Genomic DNA, 22,869 nt, shown 5'->3' on the forward strand with positions numbered 1-22,869 from the left:
TAACATAAAATAATAACTGATTAATTAAATATATCATATTAAAATTTCACCTATATTCGTTTTACTAAAAAACGAGATTTTATGAAAAAAACAATTTTCGGAGTCTTAATCACACTCCTGGTTTCATGTAATAATAATGAAACAGAAAACATTACTCCAGGGAACACAAACGTGGAAGAAACCAATATCACAGCCGGCAAAGAGGCCTTCTGCGGCTCTGATATTCTCAGAAAAAAACACCTTGCTGAAGATCCTGCAGCTATGCAGCGAATGCTTCAGATAGAAAGCCAGACCGCAAACTATATCGAGCAGAAAAAAATGGGTAAAGTTTTGCCTGACGGAAGCGTAGAAATACCGGTCATCTTCAATGTCCTTTACACAAAAGCATCAAATAACGTATCAGATGCCAGGATAAATTCCCAAATAGATGTACTTAATAAAGCCTTCGCATCTACACATTCTGATATTTCCAAGATTCCCGCAGAATTTCAACCGGTAAATGCAGGAGATACCAAAATTAAATTCAGATTGGCGGGCATTAACAGAAAGTCGACAAAGACTTCCAGATGGGCACCGGATGATAAAATGAAAAAAGCATCTACAGGAGGAATGGACTCTACGGATCCTAACCAGTATCTGAATATCTGGGTAGTTGATTATATGCCGTATCAGTCCGGATATGTCTTAGGATATGCTACTTTCCCGGAAGATGCAGGACTTTGGAACGACGGTGTTGTTATGATGGACGATTATGTGGGTGAAGGTGGTCCTGATGCCACTCATAATCAGGGAAGAGTAACAGTACACGAGGTTGGACATTACTTAAATCTAAGACATATCTGGGGAGACGCCAACTGTGGTAACGATTTCGTAGATGATACACCTCAACAGATTACAAAACACTCCGGTGTACCAACTTATCCGAGATACGAAACCTGCGGAGGAGTTTCACGCTCTGTAATGTTTATGAATTACATGGATTATTCTGACGAAACAACATTGTTTATGTTTACACAACAACAAAACAGCAGAATGCAGGCTACCATTTCAGCATCCGGCCCTCGCGCAGGATTAAGAGTTCTGTAAAAAATTAAAAAAACAATATAAAAGGTCGCTTGTGAAAGGCGACCTTTTGTGTTTTGCCCCCCGTATGCCTTTCAAAGAATTCAGATTGAAAGATTTTCTCCAAATTCCAACTTATTCTTTATAAAATATACAATCCGTAAAATCACGGTAAAAATAACAGTGTAATTCCCTATTAACAGATACATTTTCTACCATTATTTTTCCGAAATTTGCATATTAATTAAGTTTTATCCGCAAACCACTAAGCTATGAATACAGAATCAAACAATCCACTGGAACCTGGAATTATGTCAAACAGTCTTATCCAGGCTCTGATTGACAATTACCGTCAAAATCATCTCACTGCTATTAATACCGCCTTAGGAATACAAGATGCTCATTCCATCTGGTTTGATCTTCCTAAACTAAAAAGTTTTATTGCAAAGATCGAAGAAGAAGCTGCCAAAGTGAACCCAGCTGCATCTTCAGAAGACTTAGGGATCAGATTTTATTATGCTACTTATCCGAAACAGGAAAACTGGTCTATCATGGATTCACATCCTGTTCCGACAGAATATGCAGGAAGACACACGCTGGTGATGGTCCCAACATTAAAAAAAGCCAATGAAACCGGAGAGCTTATTGATTATGATTTCAATCCTTTTCAGAGTGCTGAAGGAAAATCTTTAGTATTAGCAAACAAAGGTACGGAAGAAGATGATGACACCGGTCTTGGAGAAAATAACGGAATACTTGTTCCACCAAAAGCTCCTTTAGGAGAGTCTTTTTAATTGTAGTATATTATATCAAAACTGTATGACAGAATTCCAGGAATTTGCACAACAAAGTCTGCTTTGGGCTGAAGGACTTGCCGCAGTCATAGCACTCTTTCATTATAACCGTTTAAAAGAACAATATTGGAATTTTTTTGTGTTTTATCTGGTATTTATTTTTCTTGGGGAAGCTTATGGCAAGTGGGGAAGTTTTGTTCATTTTACCAAAGCCCAGTATTATAACTACCTTTTAATGCCAATCCAGTTCGTATTTTTTTACTGGTTATATGCTGCAAAATCTTTAGGAAAACCCAAATTGTTTTGGATATTTTCCATTTTATATCTGCTTTCATTTATTCCCAACGAATTATATTTTTCCAAAAGTAAAATTGTATTTGCCTTCAACTATACGTTTGGCTGTCTTATTTTGATGCTTTTGGTAATAATGGAGTACTATAAACAAATTACTTCACAGGAAATTCTCAATTTCAATAAAAACAAAATGTTTTATATTAACCTTGGGATTACGCTATCATATATAGGAACATTACCTTTCATGTCATTTTTATCACTTCTGGTAAAATACAAGGAAATTTGGGATATATATTTTAGTTATTTTCTGGTATCAGTTTCAGTGATGTATATCTTATTTGCAAGTTCATTTATATGGGGAAAACAGAGCTCTTAATAGTTATCATTCTATTTAATATACTTTTTGTTATGTTTGTAACGGCAGTTTTGATCTACATCAGAAGTTACAAACAACGCAAGAAGGAACATCTGAATGAAATTGAAAGAAAAAATGAACTTCATCAGAGAGAGCTCCTTTCTACCCAACTGGAAATTCAGCAGGCCACCATGCAGCAGATCGGAAGAGAACTGCATGATAATATTGGTCAGAAACTTACCCTGGTAAGCCTCTATGTACAACAGATGCTTTATGAAAATAAAGTATCCGAAGCAAGTGAAAGAATTGATCAGGTTTCACAAATCATCAACCAATCTTTGCAGGATCTCAGAAGCTTGTCAAAAACACTTACAGACGACAATATCAACCAGAAGGAAATTGTAACTTTGATACAGGAAGAAGTAGACAATACCAATTCCTTTAAAAAGTGCCATGTAAATTTTGAGCATAATTTTAAACAACTGGACTTGGGCTTTGTTCATAAAAATGTTCTTCTTAGGATTACCCAAGAGTTTATTCAGAACAGTATAAAACATTCCCGCTGTAAAAATATTTTTATCAGCCTGAATACGTCTGAAGACATCCTTTGGGAACTTGATATTCGTGATGATGGAATCGGGTTCGATACTTCACAGATCAAATCCAACGGAATAGGCCTTACCAATATGAAAAACAGAGCGGAAATCATAGGAGCTAGTTTTCGTATGGAAAGCCGGGAAAATGCAGGAACCCAAATCAATATTATCTTAAAAAAGCAATCATGAAAAAATCTATCGTAATTGTTGACGACCATATACTTATTGCAAAAGCCCTGGAAGGAATTATAGGTAACTTCAGTGAATTTGAAGTCATCTATGTAAGCGAGAACGGGAAAGATCTTATCCAAAAATTTGAAGAAGGCAATACCATTCCTGATATTATTCTTTTAGATATCAGTATGCCTATTATGGACGGTTTTGAAACGGCAGTCTGGCTTACAAAAAACCATCCCGATGTTAAAATTATGGCTCTCAGTATGCAGGGAGATGACAACAGCGTAATTAAGATGATCAAAAGCGGAGCAAAAGGTTATCTGCTGAAAAACACCCATCCAAGAGATCTGGAAACCGCACTTACCCGACTTAATAGTGATGGCTTCTTTTATCCGGACTGGGCTTCCAAAATTATATTCTCCAACCTGAACAAAGAGACTGAATCTGAAATGGCGATAAAAATTTCAGACAGAGAAAAAGAGTTTCTGAAATACACTGTAACCGAACTCAGTTATAAGGAAATTGCCGACAGAATGTGCTGCAGTCCGAGAACAGTAGAAAGCTACCGTGATCAGCTATGTGAAAAACTGGATCTTAAAACCCGCGTAGGTCTAGCCGTTTTTGCCATTAAAAATGGTTTTGCTAATTAAGTCTTTATAGTGAAAAAATTCTTTTAAAAAATAAATATAAACGAAAAGTATACACACAAAATAATCAAAAACTAAAAACGAACCAGTAGTTTTATCTAAATTGATTAAAATTCAATACATTCGATATAACGATAGAATTTAATTAAATAAAAAGACTAATCATTAACAATATATCAATTAAATTACAAATTATTTGCATATTAATTTTAAATAATATAATTTCACATCCTCAACCTAAATGATTTTGATATGAAAAAACTATTATTTGGAGCTTTTATGCTCACTGTAATGTCTGCATGTAACACTGACAGCGTTACTAATCAAAATGAAAACACAACTGACGAAGCAGTAACAACTGCAGGTTTTGCTCAAAGGGGCTGTGCGTCTGAGGAAATCAGACAGGAAGCATTGAAAAGAAGTCCTGAACTCCAACAAAGATTTGCAGCATTAGAAACCAACACAGAAAAGTTCGCCAATGATGTAAAATTTGGAAAAGTTTTAGCTGATGGTACTGTAGAAATCCCGGTTGTAGTGAATGTTCTATACAGAACTACAGCTGAAAACGTTTCTGATGCAAGAATTGCTGAACAAATTGCAGTATTAAATGCTGACTATTCCGGTACTAACACTGATGCCAGCAAAATTCCGACTGAATTCCAGGCTGTAAGTTCCGGTGACACAAAAGTAAAATTCAGACTGGTAAATACTGTTAGAAAATCTACCACAAAAACCGGATGGGCTACCAATGATGATATGAAAAAAGCATCTAAAGGAGGAATTGATGCTACTAATCCTACCAATTATTTAAATTTATGGGTTGTAGGTAAAATGACCAGCCAGGGACGTACCATTCTTGGGTATGCAACATTCCCTGAATCTGCAGGTCTATGGAATGACGGTGTTGTAATTGCTGCTCCATATTTTGGAAAGACAGGAGCTTCTTCACCTTTCAACCTGGGAAGAACAGCAACACATGAAGTAGGCCACTACTTAAACTTAAGACACATCTGGGGAGATGCTAATTGTGGAAATGACCAGGTAAGTGACACTCCTACACAAACTACAGCAAATTACGGAAAACCTTCATACCCGCTATATAATACTTGCAGCGGTGTACAGAGATCTGTAATGTTTATGAATTACATGGATTATGTAGATGATGCAGCAATGTTTATGTTCTCTGCAGGACAAAAAACAAGAATGCAGTCTGTAGTAGCTTCTTCTGGTGCAAGATCCGGATTGAGAGTATATTAAAATTTAAATATTGACAAACTTAAGATCTATCTCAAATTGAGATAGATTTTTTTATTCTATCTATCTCCTGAAATTAAATCCCTTTTCAGTTTCAGCAACACTCCGTTTGTATAAAATATCCTATAAAAAACAATAAAAACATGAAATTATTCACACATAAAATCCGATTGATTATTAAATATAAATAAAACAATTAATTTTAACTAAAATTCAATTAAATATCATTTTATTTGCATTTAATTCAAGCAAATGCTATACAATTTAAAATTCCTCTACCTTTTTCAATGAATAATTTGCATATTAATCACAAATAATATAATTTCACACCCTCAACCAAATTATATTATAACGATATGAAAAAATTCTTAATTGGAGCCCTGGTCCTGGGCTTTATGTCGGCATGTAACACCGACAGTTTAACCACTCAAAATGAAACACCTGCGGATCAGGAAAATTCTGTTCCAAGTGCTCTTAAAAGAAGCTGCCCTTCAGAAGAAATCAGACAAGCAATGCTTTTGAAAAATCCAGCGCTACAAAAGAAAATAGCGGATATTGAATCCGGTACTGAAAAATTTGCAGAAAACCTTAAAGTGGGAAAAGTTCTTGCAGACGGAACTGTTGAGATCCCGGTAGTTTTTAATGTCATCTATAACACTTCTACTCAAAATGTTTCTGACACAAGAATTGCAGAACAAATTGCTGTTCTTAATGCCGATTACGGAGGCACCAATTCTGATGTTACGAAAATTCCTTCTGCATTTCAGCCTGCAGCAGCAGGTGATGTAAAAATCCGTTTCAAATTAGTTGCAACCAACCGTAAACAGAGTTCAAAAACAGGCTGGAGATCTGATCTTGAACAAATGAAAAAAGCCAGCACCGGAGGAATTGATGCAACTGATGTCAATAAAAACCTGAATATCTGGGTTGTAAATTCAATTCTTGACGAAAACAATCAACCTGGAACACTGGGCTACGCTTATTATCCTGAACATGCAGGACAATGGTATGACGGTCTTGTAATAGGCTATCAGTATATAGGAAAAACAGGTGCTTCAGCTCCGTTTAATTTAGGAAGAACAGTAACCCATGAAGTAGGACATTACCTGAACCTTCCACACCTTTGGGGATCATCAGACACAGGCTGCCAGACAGATTACTCTAATGATACTCCTACATCTCCCGGCCCTAATTATGGAAATCCCACCTATCCTCTAAACAGAATTTGTGGAGGTGTAAGCCGTTCTCAGATGTTTATGAATTATATGGATTATGTAGATGACAAATCTATGTTTATGTTCTCTGCCAACCAAAAAACCAGAATGCAGGCTGTAGTATCAGCATCGGGACCAAGAGCAGGATTAAGATAATCATCCGGATTACTTAAAATATTATAAAAATATTAAAATAGTCTATCTCAATTTTTGGGATAGATTTTTTTAATACTTTTACGCAATTTAAATTCAACACCACTACGATGAAAAAAATAGCATTAGCATCAGGAATACTATTGCAATTATCCTGTATTAAAGCACAGGATACTATCCCATCCCGAAATCTCAAGGAAGATCTGGCTCTCATCAATTCAGGGTATACAATTCAGGAGAAAACTCCTTTTTTCCAAAAAGAATGGGTAAAAAAATCGGTGGCTCCAGCTCTACTTTTTACGGCAGCCGCAGCAACATGGGGAGAAAAAGAGAATATTCGCGAGGTAAGAAACCGGTACCTTCCCAACTTCAAAGTAAAATATGATGATTATCTGCAATACGCTCCTGCTGCTGCAGTCTATGGATTAAAACTGGCAGGTGTAAAAGGGCGTAACAATATAGGACGGGCTACCTTATCCTATGGCACCAGCTTAGCCATCATGGCTATTTTAGTCAACTCTATTAAATATACAGCAAAAGTGGAACGTCCCGATGGATCCAAAAACAACTCTTTCCCATCAGGGCATGCCGCAATGGCTTTTACCAATGCCACATTTCTACACAAAGAATATGGTTTGGTGAATCCGGCCTACAGTATTGCCGGATATGGTTCTGCTACCCTTACGGGACTTGGACGAAATTTAAATAACAGACACTGGGTTCCGGATATTCTCGCCGGTGCAGGTATCGGAATTATATCAACAGAACTGGGGTATTTTTTTATTGACAAAATTTATAAAAACAAGGGTGATAATTTAAGCATCTTATCCAGAATACAGGGTAACGACTATCCATCCTTTCTTTCTTTAAAAATGGGAACCGCGTTTGGTACCACTAACTTCCTGAGGGAATCTGAACTGGATGATAAAAAACAAATCGGTTTTGAGGGCGGACTGGAAGGCGCTTATTTCTTTTCAAAAAAATGGGGTGTGGGTGCCGATGTATCTTTCAGCAGCTTCCCTATTAAATCTCAAAGAATAACATTAGATGACGGGCAGGATTTTGGTGATCATGAAATCAAAACACAATCTATGGGATTCCTTTCTGCAGGTATTGGGCCTTATTTTTCCCATGAAATATCAGATAAATGGCAGCTTACTTTAAAAATTACCGGAGGATATGCCGCTACTGCCACTGGAAAAGTATTTGTAAAGGGAGAGGACATCGATGCTCCCAACCATGAGCTCCAAATAGCCAGATATAAACCAAAACCAGCTTTCCGATGGAATACAGGTGCTTCTATGACTTATAAGTTTAATCCGGGATTAGGTCTTACTTTCTATACGGATTACAATCAGATCAACTCCACCATTCGTTATTACTTCAGCGATGAAATTAAGGAAAGTGCTGAACTGGATCAGGAACTGAACAACCTGATTGCTAAAGAAAAAATCAATTATATCACGCTAGGTTTACGATTGACAGCCTATTTTTAAAGCAAGAAAGCCTCCAGAATCTGAAGGCTTTACTTTTATAAGTTTTTACGGTTGTCATCCGGAGTATAATCCATAAAGATATCTCCGTCCAGCTGTACCGATTTTATCTTCTTCTTAATAGGAATGACTAGATCGGTCAGTTTCTGGTCTTTTTCCCATACTGAAGGTGAAAAATGGATTTTTTCTGTCGTTCCATCATCATAAGACAGGATGGCATCAAACGGAATGGCAAAACCTCCTACATTCGCTACGTTGATGGTAAGCATGTCATTCATTTGGGATGCTCCTGTTACTTTTAAATCTATATAATTATTGGTATAAAACCAATTATGGAAGAACCAGTTCAGATTTTTTCCTGATCCCGTATTCATAGAATTGAAATAATCCCATGGCACAGGATGCTTCCCGTTCCAGTTGTCCATATAATGGTGTAATGCTTTTTTGAAGAGTTCATCTCCCAGATAATCTTTCAGCGCCAGATAAGACAATGAAGATTTTACATAGGAGTTGTTTCCATATCCGGCACCGCTTACCTGCGTACTCATGGTAATTATCGGTTGATCCTGCTCTGCAGAAGGATCATTGATCCATTTTTTAACGCGGAAGTTTTTATAAAATTCCCTGGCAGCAGCTTCTCCGTTTTCATCAATCCCTATAAGATATTCCAGCGTGGTTGCCCAGCCTTCATCCATAAATGCATATCTGGTCTCATTGATTCCCATATAAAAAGGGAAGTAGGTATGGGCAATTTCATGATCTGCCGTAAGCCTTGCATCATTAAGATCATCAGGAATACTGGTATCATTAATCATCATAGGATATTCCATATCTGCGTATCCCTGGATAGCCGTCATTACGTTATAAGGATATTCTACGCCTGGCCAGTTTTTCGAGAACCAATCCAGGTTGTAACGCATCCAGTCTACATAATGTTCAAAATCTTTAGCTCCGTTTTTATATCCTGCCTGAACGCTGGCTCTTTTTGTTTTTAACTGAACGCTGGCGGCATCCCATACATAATGGTTACTCATGGCAAAACAGAAATCTGTAATATGGCTGGCTTTAAATTTCCAGACATTCCATTTATTCTGTTTGGTTACTTTACCGGACTTCATTTCCTGTTCTGTGGCAATATGCATCAGCTTATCACTTTTCAGGGAAGCTTTATATCTTTTTAAATATTGAGGCTGAAGCACAGCTTCCGGATTCAGAAAATCTCCGGTTGCCCAGACTACATAATTTTTCGGTGCTGTGATGGCAAAACTGTAATCATTGAAATCATTATAAAACTCCTGTCTGTCTGAATGCTGGAGCATATCCCATCCGTTGTAATCATCATACACGGAAATCCTTGGAAAAGAATATGCCACATAGAATGTTTCAGGATCAATCTGCCCTTCTCTTCCACTCTGAACCGACAATGGATATTCCCATTCTATTTTAACCTCAGCTTTTGATTTAGATTTTAAAGCAGATTTTAATTTTACTTTTTCAACAGTACTCCAGTCATCACTGTTGATCTCATATTTTATGTTGTTTACCGTAAAGGATTTAATTTTCAGTCCGGATGAAAGGAAATCTTTGGATACAAATCCTGATCTTGGCGACTGTGGTTTGTGAAGGTTATTCACAAATCGTATAGCCAGTTCATTCAGATTATCCGGGCTGTTGTTGGTATAAACAATAGTTTCTTTTCCGGAAACTATTTTTGTAGCAGCATCTACTTTCACCTCTACATTATACACTCCTTTATTCTGCCAGTAGTTTTTTCCTGGCGCTCCGGAGATATCACGTGTTCCTCTCTCGTACGCTTTTTTGATATTCCTCGGCATATACAATTCCTGAGCTGACAATTGCAGTAAACAAACTGCGATCAGCATTCCGGAAAAAATTTTCTTCATAGCGATCTCTTTAAAGATAGGCACCAAAAATAGCGAAAATGTACCATCAGACGACCATTCTTTCACAATAATATTTCACCGTGATTAACTTTTATATTAAAATATTCTACAATCTATCTTGTTCGGCCGTTTTTTTAATTGTTTTGGCATTTTTAACTGATTGATTTCCAAAGTTGAGTTTCAATGAAAATGTTACTCCCTGAGTATCGGTATAATCAAGAAAATAATTATCCTGATTTGCATATTTTGTACTGACTTTCTGCTCTGTAGATCTGAAAATATCGCTAAAAATAAGGCTGGCTTCCAGTTTTTTACTAAAGAATTTCCTGTTCATTACAAAATAAGCCGACCATAGAGAAGATATCCTGAATGTTCCCTGTATTCCGGGAGAATAGTAGCGGTGTCCCATTTCCATTTTCCAGTCGCTGTTTTTATCGAGCGTAAAGCTTGTTGAAATGTTTGAAACCCAGTTCCAGACTTTATTTTTATACAGCATTCCATCAACTCCTGTGAAATAATTTTCATTGTGTTCAAGGTTTTCAGAAAGGATGATATTCCACCATGGTTTTACCAGGAAATTTTTATAAAAGCTTAATCCGAAAGCCTCTCCTTTTTCAATATTGGTAAAATAATAGATCAAACTGTTAGTACTTGGTTCCTGATAGGAAATTTCCATGGACGGATAAATTTCTTTTCTATAGTACAAATCCAGATTCCAGTCTTTCCATGAATAAGTAAGATTGAGATTGTGGGTAATCGTTGCTTTTAATTTGGGATCCCCCTGATAATAGGAAAACAGATTGTAGTAAGATTTTGCAGGATTCAGCCATGAATAGGATGGTCTGCTGATTCTTTTCCCATAGGAGAACCCGAATTCCTGTTTATTTTCTGTCGTGTACTGTGCATAAAAAGTGGGAAAGAATTTCCAATAATTACTTTTATTCAGTTCATAAGGTTCTGAAACCACACCTTCAAGATCTGTCATTTCCGCACGAAGACCTCCCTTGAAATTCCACTTCCCGATATTGTAGGTTAATGAAGAATACAAGGCAAAATTGTGTTCTTTATAATCAAAAATACTGCTTTTTTCCGGTCTGTATTGTATTGTTCCGTTCTCGTTATCAGAGAAATCAAGTTGACTGCTGGTTTTTACAAAACTATACTTAATCCCCGATTCTAGTTCCAGTTTATCCCCTTTCCATTGGTAATCGAATTGGGTAGAATATAGCTGAACATCTGCTTTATTCCGGGTAAGGAAATTATCTTCTTTGGGAGGTTGCCCTGCAAAATTCAGATAGGTGATTACATTCTGATATTTATCGGCATTATTTCCGGTAAAATAATTGATCCAGGAAAGGCTGCTTTTCTTATTGATTTTCCTGTCTATCTGAAAACTTACAGAGTTATTGATGGAACGTGAGCGATGATCATTGATGGTAGTATAATCAGATTCTACCCTATCCTGCTGGTTAAAGATCAGCGTAGGAACATTGTAGGTTCCGAAGGATTTTGGAGAAAAATACCCTGAGTAGTTGAGGCTAAGATTGGTCAGGCTGTCCAGTTCATATTCCACATTAAAATTCAGGGTATTCTGGTTATTGTTTTTATCCTTCCTGTTCATTGTACTTACCCATCGGGTTTGGCTTTCCGGATAGTTTACATAATCTGTTCCTTCCCGGTAGTACGTTCCCAGCCCTTTATAATAGCTCCCCATAATGGAAAGTTTATCTTTTTTATAATATTGGGAAAGACCGAAAACGCCTTTCGCATATTGTGTCTGTACATATTTGGATGAGAGAATGCCACGGTAACCTTCAATTTTATTCTTTTTCAGAACGATATTCAGTACTGCGCTTCCTGAGGCTTCATATTTTGCAGGTGGATTGGTAATCACTTCCACAGATTTCACTTCATCTCCCTGTGTATTCTCCAGAAGGTTTTTAAGCTCATCCCCTGTCAGCATTACTTTTTTATCATTAATCGTCACCAGAATTCCGGTACTTCCCTTTACACTCAATACACTGTTGCTGATAGTAACACCTGGTGTATTTTTCAGGATTTCCCAGGCATTGAGCGAAGAAATATTACTGTTTTCCACATTAAATTCCAGACGGTCTACCTTTCTTTTCACCAAAGGCTTACGTTTCGTCATGACTATTCCTTCTATTTCCTGAGATTCTTTTTTAAGAACGATATTCAGAGGTTCAGGCTCTTTTAAATCCAATTTTTTCTCAAATAAAGAATATCCCTGATTTTTAACTATCAGCTTTACATCCTGTTTTTCTATACCCTGGAGTACAAACTTCCCGTGTTCATCCGTTTTTAATTCTTTGATCAATGCATTCTGAGCGTTATATACTTCTACCTTTACGAAAGAAAGTTTTTCATTTTCGGTGTTCATCACTGTACCTTCAGTTTTTTGTTGCTGGGCAAGAATCAAAGCTGGAAAACACAGAAGAAAAAGAATTTTATACATGGTTATTTTTTTATCCGTTCAAACAAAAACAATTGTTCTGTTCTATGGGTACAAAATTCTATATTGACTGGAAAAAAAACGGTTAATAGAAGGTTAATGATGGGTTAATATCTTTTCTGTCATAAAATTACCAGCTTCTGATAAAGAAATGAAACTGTTTTTGAAGATTCAAAACTATGGTTAACGGAAGGTTAATAATAAAATAATCATTCCCGGAACATGGCTAAAGTTTTATCTTTGTTTTAATGATAGCCAAAAGTAAAATTCTGATTTCGGTTTTTGCCGCTCTGTTCCTGCTTTTACTGGGAATTCAGGTTTATTTTATGTATAAAACCTATCAGGTAAAAGAGAGAGACATCTACAGATCCGTGAATGACGGGCTTACCAATTACACAGACGATCTTGAAGATATACAGGAAGTAAAAGAAAGGAATGATGACTCTCTTCAGGAAATCATCATACAGTATCATAATAAGGAGATCAGCAAAAAAGATTTTCTCCGCTATTTCATAGAAAACAGGAAATCTGCCAGAGAAAGACTGATTCATTATATTGACAGCCGTTATCAGAAAGACGGTTACGAAATTTCGGCTAGAATAAGATATCTTTCTATTGTACATCTTCCGGACAGTTCAAAAGTAATTACCGAACCTATTGTTATTTTTGAGACAAAAGACAAGATCAAAAAGCCGCGTATTGCGAGTATCGGAAGCTGGGAAACCTCCAGTACCAAAAGAAATGATTCGGATAAGGGGCATATTGAAAAAAAGAATACTTTTCTTGTTAAAACCCAGACCGATTTTGAGATCAGAAATATAAAAAGTATCGTTTTCAAGGAGCTTACTTTATTGATTATATGCTGTATTATTCTTCTTTCGGGAGTTCTTCTGCTTTATATTTTCACGATCAGAAATCTTATTCAGCAGCAGAAGCAGGTGGAAGTTCTCCACAGCATTGTGGATAACATTTCGCATGAATTTAAAACGCCTATTGCCACTTTAAAAATAGCTTCCAAAGCATTAAAAAAGGAATGGAATCCCGATACGCTGCCTCTTATAGACAGACAGATTTCCAGGCTCGAAAGTCTGATGCTTCAACTTCATAAGGATGAAATTCCGGATGAAATGACTGCTATACAACCTGAGAACTGGAACTTTTTTATTCATGATCTTTCCGTTACTTACCCAAATTGTGATTTTAACCTCGAAAACACCGTTTCACAAAAACTTCCTTTTGATAAAAACCTGATGGAAACAGTCATTAAAAACCTTTGTGAAAACAGTGTGAAATATGGAGCATCGGCTATTACAATACATATCCGCGACAATTCTCAACAATTGGAAATTGAAGTTGCTGACAACGGCCAGGGCATGGAGGCTAAAGAACTGAATACTATTTTTGAAAAATTCTACAGAATACAGAATAACAATATTCACAATAGCAAAGGACTGGGACTGGGACTTTATTTCGTGAAAAAAATTATTACCAGTTATGGTGGTAAAACAGAGGTTTCCAGCCAGCTTCATACAGGCAGTACTTTTAAAATATCAATTCCTTATGAAAACTAAAATCCTTCTGGCAGAAGACGATCCGGATTTCGGAATGATTCTTAAACAATATCTTGAACTGGAAGATTTTGAAGTCAGCTGGTTTCAGAATCCGGAAGATATCGTACCATTGTTTCAGGCTGATTTTCCCTTTCAGATAGGAATTCTGGATGTGATGATGCCCAATATTGATGGCTTTTCTCTGGCGAAAATGATCATTAAGGAAAGAAGTAATTTCCCTTTATTATTTTTAACGGCTAAAAATCAAAAAATAGACCGATTGACCGGATTGAAAATAGGTGCCGACGATTATATTTCCAAGCCTTGCGACCCTGAAGAACTTGTTTTACGAATTAAAAATATTCTGAAAAGAACACTTCCCGCCGTTACGGAAAGCCAAATAAAAATAGGAGAGTTTTCACTGGATACTACCAAACTTCTGTTGTCACATCCTGACGGGAATACCCGATTGACCATACGGGAACAGGAATTACTGCTGTACCTTCTGAAACACAACCGGACGATCATCACCAGAGATAATATTCTTGATAATCTCTGGGAAACCAATGATTATTTTACCGGAAGAAGTCTTGATGTGTTTATCAGCAGGCTTCGTAAATATTTCATCCATGATCCCCAAATAAAAATCCAATCCCTGAGAGGAATTGGATTTGAAATTGATTTTCCAACCAATTGATTTTTATAGGGAAAGATTCACGATCACCGGAAAATGGTCTGACGGATACAAAAGATTTTCTCTTCTGTCATTGATATGTCTGTGAGATCTGATCTTAAAGCCTTGTGTAAAAATATAATCGATTCGGTCTTTCGGGACTGTATTGACATCAAAAGCGGTGAAAGTTCCTACAGGGCCGTAATGCTTCGTCTCTGAATGATAGAAAGTATCTTTCATATTCTGGGAAAGAATTTTAATCGGTTCTGAATCATCTGTCAGGTTAAAATCTCCGCTCAGCGTTACCGGAAGGTTTTTTGGATTCAGTTCTTTGATTTTTTTCAGAATCAGTTCCGAAGATTTTACTCTTGCCACATTTCCTACATGATCAAAATGAAGATTCATTGCCAGGAATTTTTTCTTCGATTTTTTATCTTTAAATATGGCGTAAGTACAGATCCTGTTCAGTGCCGCATCCCAGCCTTTTGACGGTTTTTCCGGAGTTTCAGATAACCAGAATGTTCCTGATTTTACTGCTTCAAGTCTGTTTGTGTCATAAAAGATGGCAGAAAACTCTCCTTTCTCTTTGCCGTCATCTCTTCCTACTCCTATATAATCATAGTTTTTTAATCCTGATTTAATATCTTTCATCTGTTCCGGAAGCGCTTCCTGTACCCCGAAATAATCAGGATGATAATACGTCAGTAAATCGGCAACATCCTGCTTTCTTTTTGGCCAGGCATTGTCTTTATCTGACTCTACATTCAGTCTGATATTAAAACTCATTACGGTAAGGTCCTGTGAAAATCCCAATGCAAAAAACATCAGAAACACCATTGAAAATCTGAAATTCATATGTTATTTTATCATTAAGAGACAAAAATAAAACTTCTCTGCGACAGAAAAGCTTTATTGATGTGATTATATTGTTAAATTATCTTTTTCTTCTTCTACAGATATAAAATATTCCTGAAATTCGGACTCCAAAACCGGCAGCTGACTTTCAAGTTTTACAATTCCCAAGGTTTTATAGTGAGAGGCCAGTTTTATGCCTTTACTTTTGAGAAGAGCTTCAAGCCTTTTAAAATTTATATCTTTCTTTAAAACTGCGAGATAAGTGATCATAGGTATACCTGTATTAAACCATTTCCAATATCTCTGTATTTTATCCCTTCAACAGGTCTTGCTTTGTTTTCAATCAGTTCCCAGATCTCTTTTGCCGATTTATCGGGAAACTGTTCCATATACAACGCTGCAAGCCCTGAAACATGCGGTGCGGCCATACTGGTACCACTCATTGTATAGTACAGGTTATTTTTGTTCTTCGCATTTTTAGGATAGGAACTGATAATATCTACTCCGGGAGCACAGACATTGATGTTTCCGCCTGTAGATGGATTAAGACCTGCGTTTGAAAATCTGGCGATCTTCATTTGTCCGTCAATAGCTCCAACAGCCATGATCGATTTTGAATTGGCCGGCATTGAAACAGGTTGTGGAATCTGTGGTCTGTTGCTATCATTTCCTGCTGCTGCGATAATAAGGCAGTTATTTTCCAGTGCTCTTTCTCCAATGGTTTCAAAAAGAACAGACGGCTGATCATCAAACTTCACAGGAGAAGCTAGTGAAAGAGACAATATTCTGAATTTCTTCGAAATGGCCCAGTCTATCGCATCAATGACACTGCTGGTAGTTCCTCTTCCATTATCTGCGAGTACTTTTGCTATTTTCAGGTTGCAATCCTTAGCTATTCCGTAACGTCTTCCGTTATCACTTCTTGTATTTCCTGCAGCCACTCCTGCACAGTGGGTACCATGTCCGTTTGGATCTCTGTTCCAGTCCTCACCATCTATGAAAGATTTCCCTTCAATCACTTCGGCGGAAAAATCCGGATGGGAAATTTCAAGTCCGGTATCAAGAATGCATACATCAATACCTTTTCCTGTATAGCTGGCATTTTCCAGTCCGATCGCTTTTAATCCCCATTCCATTTCAATGAATGATTTTTGAGGTAAAGGTTTGCTGGTAATATATTTTTCAAGTTCTGAGATTTTTTCTGCAAGCCCGGCCGACTGCTTTTTAAGCTCATTAATCAATTGCAATTCATCTGCAGGAAAAAATTCCCTTTCTTTTTCGTAGTATACAATAGAATTGGATTCATCTTTCACAGCACTTTTCAATTGGTCTTCATCCATATTTTCCACCACCAGAACACCAAGATTTTTGTAAAGTACACCATTGTCCTGATCAATGATTTCATAGGAACGATTTTCTTTCGATAGAAATTCTGAAGAGGTGATACTCACTTCCAGCTCTTTCTCAATTTTTTTGAGTGCATTTTTCTGCTGGTTCTGCAGCAGAACAATATATCTTCCGGTTTCCATAATGATCTTTTTTAAATTAACTTCAGAAATATCTTTTCGAGAATAAGAAAAATATCCTCCGGAATAATGGTCAGTCTGAGCTTTTTATTAATTCCTGATATCGCTGTATTCTGTTCAGCCAGTGAAGTCCAGAAACGTTCAATTTTAGGCACGGAATTCATGTCCTTCAGCTTTTCATCATCCAGAATACCATTTTGATATAATGAGACAATGATTCCTGAAATAAGTTCTTCCGCCTCATCAAGTTTTTTATTTTCCCTGGCATATATTTCCATCAGAATATCATAAATACTTTCCATTCCGTTAAATGAGAATCCTGCAAGCATTTCTCTTCTTCCCGTCATTATTTTTTCCATTTTAATAGGATTAAAGCCTCTTTTAACGGTAGAAATCATATTCATTACCTTCAGCACTTCAGATTCATGACTGGTGTTTCCTTTGGTACGGAAATACTCCAGAACCTCGTTGAGAAACGCATCGAACCGGGCATCAAAGTCAAATGATTTTGACAGGTATAAGGCCTGAACTTCATTGAACTGTTCCAGCAGTTCTTTGATTTTCTGTACCGTAAAGTGAATAAGTTCCTGCATTACTCAAAAGTTATCTGTTCTATTTCGTTGCCGTCTTTATCTTTGTAAGACACAATCCTGATTCCTTCCTCCTCCATTTCCACATGAAGATTGATGAATAGTTTATCTTTATCTTCTGCTGCGCTTGTATTGGGATCAATATAAATGCTGTTCAACTTTGCATTCACCAGCGTATATTTATTCAGCAGAACTTTTGAAAAAATTTCTTTCAGTTCATCGGTTTCTTCTTCTGTTCCTTCCTGCGGTCTGAAGATCCCTGAATTTAAAAGCTGCATTTTATTTCTGAGATCCAGCTTGAGCACTTCATTGGCAGGAAGTTTCCCGAATTTCTGATCATTCTTTTCCAGCTTGCTGAACAGGGTTCTGAATTCTTCAGTCTGAAGCTGTCTTTTGCTGATTTCGGGAATATTAAATTTCTTCTCCCTATTCACCAGACGGATTCTTTCATTTATTTCTGTCACAAACTGATCTTCATTCAGTTTAAAATTATATTTGGGATCTGAATCGATATCCGTAATTTTAATCGGAATGTCCATCTTTACACTAGGCAGAGCATAGCGCGGAACCTTGAAATACTTAAGATATTCATGGCGGGCATATTCTTTGGCAATAAGAACCGCATTCTCATCTGCTTTTTTACGAGCCTGAATTATCTCGTTGTTGAGATAATCCAGGTAATCTGATAGTTTTATCATCTTTCGTAAAATCTTTTATTGTGAAAGAAGTCCAAGCACTTTTTCAAGCCCTGCAGGCATTTCGTCATTGGTTGCACGCACTTTTACCCCAAGAGAATATTCTTTTTCCACTTTGATTCCTGTACTGGAAGTTCTCTTATAGGATACATCCACTTTGAATTTCACAGGTCCCCATCCACCGGATACTCCGGCATTGATCCCGAATTCATCACTTACGTCTTTTGTGTATGTAGAATTAAGTTTCACATTAAAGTCTACTTCACAGGTCTCAATTCTGAAGCTCGGAACATTCAGCAAAGCAATAAAAGGCACTGAAATTTCCACGTCGTTCGGAATCATTTTAGGGTTGGTGGCACTTACCGGCTCATCTTCTTTAAAATCCGGGTTCGGAATATTTTTTTTGTATTTGAATTCTGCCATTCTCAGTTTTTTAGGACTGGCAGCATTGGCCGGATCTGTAAGTTCGAACCCGACTTCGTTGATGAAATTAACGGTGGCAATTGAGGCATTGGACTGTGCTTTTACACAAGCATCCAAAGGTCCGCCAATAATCGTTGCAAAGTCGATGCTTCCCAATTCTGCTGCAAAATCTGCATTGGCAGCATCTGAAGTTCTGAAGATCTCTTCATCGGCAGACATTCTACCGGCAATCAGTTTCATGATCTCAGAAGAGGCACCGGAAAAAGATTTTTCCCACTTTTCATCATAATTCTTTTTGAACTCGTCTACAATTGCTAATAATTCCTTATTCGTCAATGAACTCAGTTCTGAGGTTTCAATTCCTGACACTTTTTCATAGACTGCCGGAGTCAGTACTTTTTCTACTCCCGATAAAAGGTCGATTAACTCATTTTTTGTTTTTTTGGCGTGACTTGCTTCAAGCACTGATTTTAATGTTTCCATGTTTTTTGTTTTTGATTAATATTGTGGGACAAAATTAGATCACCGGGCTTCAAAACATTTCAGGAGAACACCTCTACTTGTTCAGGAAAAACACCCTAAAAAAATAAAAAGCCTGAACTTACGGTATAAGTTCAGGCTTTTGTAATATATGTAGCAAATATTTATTTTATAGACGCAAAGATCATATTAACTATTATTATTTTTAAGGAAACTGAGAAAGCAACAAAGTTGCTGATGAAGCTGCATGGATATGCTTACGCTTAGAAAGAATCAATTCCATTGATTCCATCTTTGCTCCCTTAAGAATCAACATGAGACAGTAAACCTTTGCGTTAATTTTAAAAGCAATCATATACAATTTTACATTAATCTGCTATCTTACTTATTATTATGACTCTGTCATTCTGAATGTACGCAGTGAAATGAAGAATCCAGGTTTTACATGAGATTCTTACTTCGTCAGAATGACAATGGCGTAAAATTGTATATAGTCGCCAATTTAAATAGATTCAACCTTTCTATGCCGGTTTTTTGCTGTTATTTTCCAGATTGACATCCGGAACAACAGAATCCGGATCCAGTTTCACCTCATCAATTTCCTTGCTGGATTCTACCTTGAATGTCCATTCAGTATTTCTTTTCCAAACTTCAACAGGAATTTTTACCGTCTGTGTTGTTCCGTCTTTGAATTTGATTTGTACGGTTGTAGGCATTGGCAGCTGGCCAATATTTTCAACCGTAATCTGAACGCCGTTTTTAAAGTTTCCGTTTACATATTGTACGTTCTTAACCGCCTGATCAATTTTCCATTTATTAAAGAACCATCCTCTCCAGAACCAGTTCAGTTCTTCTCCGGAAACGTTTTCCATCGTATGGAAGAAATCCCATGGCGTCGGATGTTTGAATGCCCAACGGTCAATATAGGTTCTGAATGCTTTGTCAAATTTTTCAGGACCCAAAATTGTTTCTCTTAAAACTTCCAATCCTGTTCCCGGCTTATAGTAAGCCAATGCTCCGATACTTCTTTCTTTCATATTATCCGGACCTACCATTACAGGCTCCAGGCTGTCGGTTAGCAGATACGTTCCTGATCTTGCTAGATTCGGTTTACGGTAATATTCTCCTTTATTGAAAGCTTCCGTTGAAAGCCCGTTAATGAATGTATTGAACCCTTCATCCATCCATGCAAACAGTCTTTCATTAGATCCAACGATCATAGGAAACCAGTTGTGTCCGAACTCATGGTCTGTAACCCCCCAAAGATCTTCTCCTTTGGAATCCATATGGCAGAAAACAATTCCCGGATATTCCATTCCACCTTCATTTCCAGCTACATTGGTGGCAGCCGGATACGTATATTCATACCATTTTTTTGAATAATGTTCTATAGCTGCTTTAGTATACTCTGTAGATCTTCCCCACGCTTTATCACTAGCACTCTCCGCAGGATAAGCTGAAATAGCCAAAGATTTCTTTCCACTGGGTAAATTTATTTTTGCAGCATCTAAAATAAATCCGGCAGATGATGCCCATGCAAAATCTCTTGTCTGATTAATTTTAAATTTCCAGGTTTTTGTTCCTGAAGTTTTATTTTTACCGATTTCAGACTCAGGGCGGATCATTACTGTTTTATCACTGTTTCTCGCCTCATTCCATCTGTTGATTTCTTCTTTGCTGTACACTTCTTTCTCATTCAGAAGTTCTCCGGATGCTACGACATAATGACTGGCAGGAACAGTAATATTGGCTGTAATATTTCCATATTCTAAATAAAACTCTGAAGCTCCAAGGTAAGGAAGTGTATTCCAGCCCATCACATCATCATATACGCACATTCTCGGATACCACTGTGCGATGGTAAATATTTTACCGTTTTTAGTATCCTGAACTCCCATTCTGTCTGAACCATACTCAGGAGAAATAAAAGAATATTCTATTTCTATCTTTGCCACACCTCCATTGGCTTTCAGCTCTTTGGGAAGATCAATCTGCATTCTTGTATCGGTAATGGTGTATTTTACATCTTTCTTACCATCCAGTTTGACTGATTTAATGGTATATCCACCGTTAAATTCTTCACCATGAGCTCCGTTTCTGCTCCCGGATAGCGGCACTACCCCATTTCCTCTGGAATCTTTTGCAAACAAATTCTGATCCAGCTGCAGCCAGAGAAAGCCTAATTTATCAGGACTGTTGTTGGTATAGGTAATCTGCGCTGTACCGGTAATTTCTTTTTTATCTTCATTCAGGCTGACGTTCAAATGATAATCTGCTGAATTCTGCCAGTAAGCATGTCCCGGCTGTCCGCTTGCAGAACGGGTAGCTGTACCTGTCTGCGGATAAAAGAACGGCTTAAATGCTTCTACATAATCGTATTTCGGAGTTTGCTGTGCATATGCAGATCCTGAAAAGAGGACAACTGCAAGCGTCGAAACAAGGGTTGGAAGTTTAAAATTCATTTGAAAAAGTATTATTTAGTGTATAGGTAAAAAAAACTCCCGGATTTGTTACACATCCGGGAGTTTTTTTAATATAAGTTTAATTTAATTCGATTTTTTGGCTTTAATCATTGCTTCCAAAGCATCCCACATTTCTTTAGGAATTGCTTCAAGCATATTGAATTCTCCGGCTCCCTGAAGCCATTCTCCACCATCAATAGTTACCACTTCCCCATTCATATACGCTGAATAATCGGAAACCAGATAAGCCGCAAGGTTGGCAAGCTCCTGATGTTCTCCCACTCTTCTCAACGGAACTTTTTTCTTCATATCAAATTTCTCCTGCAGATCCCCGGGAAGAAGTCTGTCCCAAGCTCCTTTCGTAGGGAAAGGTCCTGGTGCAATAGCATTGAAACGGATTCCGTATTTTGCCCATTCAACCGCTAATGATCTGGTCATCGCCAGCACTCCTGCTTTTGCACAGGCAGACGGTACAACATAGGCTGAACCTGTCCATGCGTAAGTGGTTACGATATTCAGTACTGTTCCGGGAGTTTTAGAATCTATCCAGTGTTTTCCTACGGAAAGGGTACAGTTTTTCGTTCCTTTTAAAACAATATCGAGAATGGAGTCAAAAGCAGAGTGAGTCAGTTTTTCTGTGGGAGAAATGAAGTTTCCGGCTGCATTATTCAACAAAATATCAATCTTTCCGAATTCTTTCAGAGTTGCTTCTTTCATGGCTTCCACCTCATCCCAGTTTCTTACATCACAAGCTACACAAAGCACCTTGCCTCCTGTTTCCTCTTCCAGATCCTTAGCTGTTCCCTGTAATTTTTCCAGATTTCTGGAAGTGATCACTACTTTGGCACCCAGTTCAAGAAAGTATTTGGTCATTGCTTTTCCAAGGCCGCTTCCGCCTCCTGTAACAATCGCTACTTTATCTTTTAGTGCACCTTCGCGCAGCATAGGTTGTGTATATAGACTCATAAAATATTTTTTCTTAAAAATAATAAATATTGAAATGCAATCCTGTAAAATAGGTTGATAAATAATGCTACAAATAATTATTCTTCACATAGAAGCTCTCTCAACTTTTACATTCATGATTTTTAACCCCAAAAGACATAAAAGTTTTAAATCCTTAAGTTTTTAGAGCCAAGCTCTATGTAAATAAGTACATCAAAGATTTTCATCTTATTTGAACTTTTCTCCGGCATTAT

The 22,869-nt window shown here is 37.2% G+C and carries 20 protein-coding genes; 10 read left to right on the plus strand and 10 right to left on the minus strand.

Going from position 1 to position 22,869, the window contains the following annotated elements; genetic code table 11:
* Positions 1-81 precede the first annotated feature (81 nt).
* From AC59HC_RS17330 to AC59HC_RS17365, 8 genes are all read left to right on the plus strand, one after another.
* A complete protein-coding gene (locus AC59HC_RS17330) occupies positions 82-1,086 on the plus strand; it encodes a zinc metalloprotease (RefSeq protein WP_343641138.1) in 1,005 nt (334 codons plus the stop codon).
* Positions 1,087-1,334: 248 nt separating this feature from the next.
* A complete protein-coding gene (locus AC59HC_RS17335) occupies positions 1,335-1,856 on the plus strand; it encodes a hypothetical protein (RefSeq protein WP_110010666.1) in 522 nt (173 codons plus the stop codon).
* 25 nt (positions 1,857-1,881) lie between these two features.
* Positions 1,882-2,526 (plus strand): hypothetical protein, encoded by a 645-nt coding sequence (locus tag AC59HC_RS17340; RefSeq protein WP_110010665.1) that lies wholly within the window; start codon positions 1,882-1,884, stop codon positions 2,524-2,526.
* 32 nt (positions 2,527-2,558) lie between these two features.
* Entirely contained in the window at positions 2,559-3,290 is a 732-nt protein-coding gene (locus AC59HC_RS17345) for a sensor histidine kinase (RefSeq protein WP_343641135.1), read from the plus strand.
* Entirely contained in the window at positions 3,287-3,928 is a 642-nt protein-coding gene (locus tag AC59HC_RS17350) for a response regulator transcription factor (RefSeq protein ID WP_343641133.1), read from the plus strand. The genes AC59HC_RS17345 and AC59HC_RS17350 overlap by 4 nt, the downstream gene beginning before the upstream one ends.
* 249 nt (positions 3,929-4,177) lie before the next feature.
* Positions 4,178-5,182: a zinc metalloprotease gene (locus AC59HC_RS17355; protein WP_202840466.1), complete on the plus strand. Its 1,005-nt coding sequence runs from the start codon at positions 4,178-4,180 to the stop codon at positions 5,180-5,182.
* A 353-nt stretch (positions 5,183-5,535) separates the two neighbouring features.
* Positions 5,536-6,549 (plus strand): zinc metalloprotease, encoded by a 1,014-nt coding sequence (locus tag AC59HC_RS17360; RefSeq protein WP_496559054.1) that lies wholly within the window; start codon positions 5,536-5,538, stop codon positions 6,547-6,549.
* 107 nt (positions 6,550-6,656) lie between these two features.
* Entirely contained in the window at positions 6,657-8,042 is a 1,386-nt protein-coding gene (locus AC59HC_RS17365; protein WP_482400202.1) for a phosphatase PAP2 family protein, read from the plus strand.
* 35 nt (positions 8,043-8,077) lie between these two features.
* On the opposite strand, the gene AC59HC_RS17370 is transcribed toward AC59HC_RS17365, so the two are convergent.
* A complete protein-coding gene (locus AC59HC_RS17370) occupies positions 8,078-9,943 on the minus strand; it encodes a M1 family metallopeptidase (protein ID WP_496559055.1) in 1,866 nt (621 codons plus the stop codon).
* 106 nt (positions 9,944-10,049) lie between these two features.
* A complete protein-coding gene (locus AC59HC_RS17375; protein ID WP_496559056.1) occupies positions 10,050-12,419 on the minus strand; it encodes an outer membrane beta-barrel protein in 2,370 nt (789 codons plus the stop codon).
* A gap of 245 nt (positions 12,420-12,664) precedes the next feature.
* Here AC59HC_RS17375 and AC59HC_RS17380 point away from each other — a divergent pair, with 245 nt between their 5' ends.
* Entirely contained in the window at positions 12,665-13,987 is a 1,323-nt protein-coding gene (locus tag AC59HC_RS17380; protein ID WP_343641127.1) for a sensor histidine kinase, read from the plus strand.
* Positions 13,977-14,663 (plus strand): response regulator transcription factor, encoded by a 687-nt coding sequence (locus AC59HC_RS17385; protein ID WP_202840453.1) that lies wholly within the window; start codon positions 13,977-13,979, stop codon positions 14,661-14,663. Before AC59HC_RS17380 ends, AC59HC_RS17385 begins: the two co-directional genes overlap by 11 nt.
* A 3-nt stretch (positions 14,664-14,666) precedes the next feature.
* On the opposite strand, the gene AC59HC_RS17390 is transcribed toward AC59HC_RS17385, so the two are convergent.
* The 8 genes from AC59HC_RS17390 to AC59HC_RS17425 all read right to left on the minus strand — a co-directional run bounded on the left by AC59HC_RS17390 (position 14,667) and on the right by AC59HC_RS17425 (position 22,636).
* Positions 14,667-15,494, minus strand: a complete 828-nt coding sequence (locus AC59HC_RS17390; RefSeq protein ID WP_202840451.1) for an endonuclease/exonuclease/phosphatase family protein — start codon at positions 15,492-15,494, stop codon at positions 14,667-14,669.
* 66 nt (positions 15,495-15,560) lie between these two features.
* Complete coding sequence (locus AC59HC_RS17395; RefSeq protein WP_202840449.1) at positions 15,561-15,764, minus strand: hypothetical protein; 204 nt, start codon at positions 15,762-15,764, stop codon at positions 15,561-15,563.
* On the minus strand, positions 15,761-17,023 hold the full coding sequence (locus AC59HC_RS17400) for a S8 family peptidase (protein ID WP_202840448.1): 1,263 nt from the start codon (positions 17,021-17,023) through the stop codon (positions 15,761-15,763). Before AC59HC_RS17400 ends, AC59HC_RS17395 begins: the two co-directional genes overlap by 4 nt.
* Before the next feature lie 11 nt (positions 17,024-17,034).
* A complete protein-coding gene (locus tag AC59HC_RS17405; protein WP_202840447.1) occupies positions 17,035-17,613 on the minus strand; it encodes a hypothetical protein in 579 nt (192 codons plus the stop codon).
* A complete protein-coding gene (locus AC59HC_RS17410; RefSeq protein WP_202840446.1) occupies positions 17,613-18,308 on the minus strand; it encodes a hypothetical protein in 696 nt (231 codons plus the stop codon). The genes AC59HC_RS17405 and AC59HC_RS17410 overlap by 1 nt, the downstream gene beginning before the upstream one ends.
* 15 nt (positions 18,309-18,323) lie before the next feature.
* Positions 18,324-19,211, minus strand: a complete 888-nt coding sequence (locus AC59HC_RS17415; RefSeq protein ID WP_496559057.1) for a DUF2589 domain-containing protein — start codon at positions 19,209-19,211, stop codon at positions 18,324-18,326.
* A gap of 518 nt (positions 19,212-19,729) precedes the next feature.
* Positions 19,730-21,670 (minus strand): M1 family metallopeptidase, encoded by a 1,941-nt coding sequence (locus tag AC59HC_RS17420; RefSeq protein ID WP_496559058.1) that lies wholly within the window; start codon positions 21,668-21,670, stop codon positions 19,730-19,732.
* An 84-nt stretch (positions 21,671-21,754) separates the two neighbouring features.
* Positions 21,755-22,636: an SDR family oxidoreductase gene (locus tag AC59HC_RS17425; RefSeq protein WP_343641114.1), complete on the minus strand. Its 882-nt coding sequence runs from the start codon at positions 22,634-22,636 to the stop codon at positions 21,755-21,757.
* Positions 22,637-22,869 lie beyond the last annotated feature (233 nt).

This window comes from Chryseobacterium sp. DZ-32, from assembly GCF_059587025.1.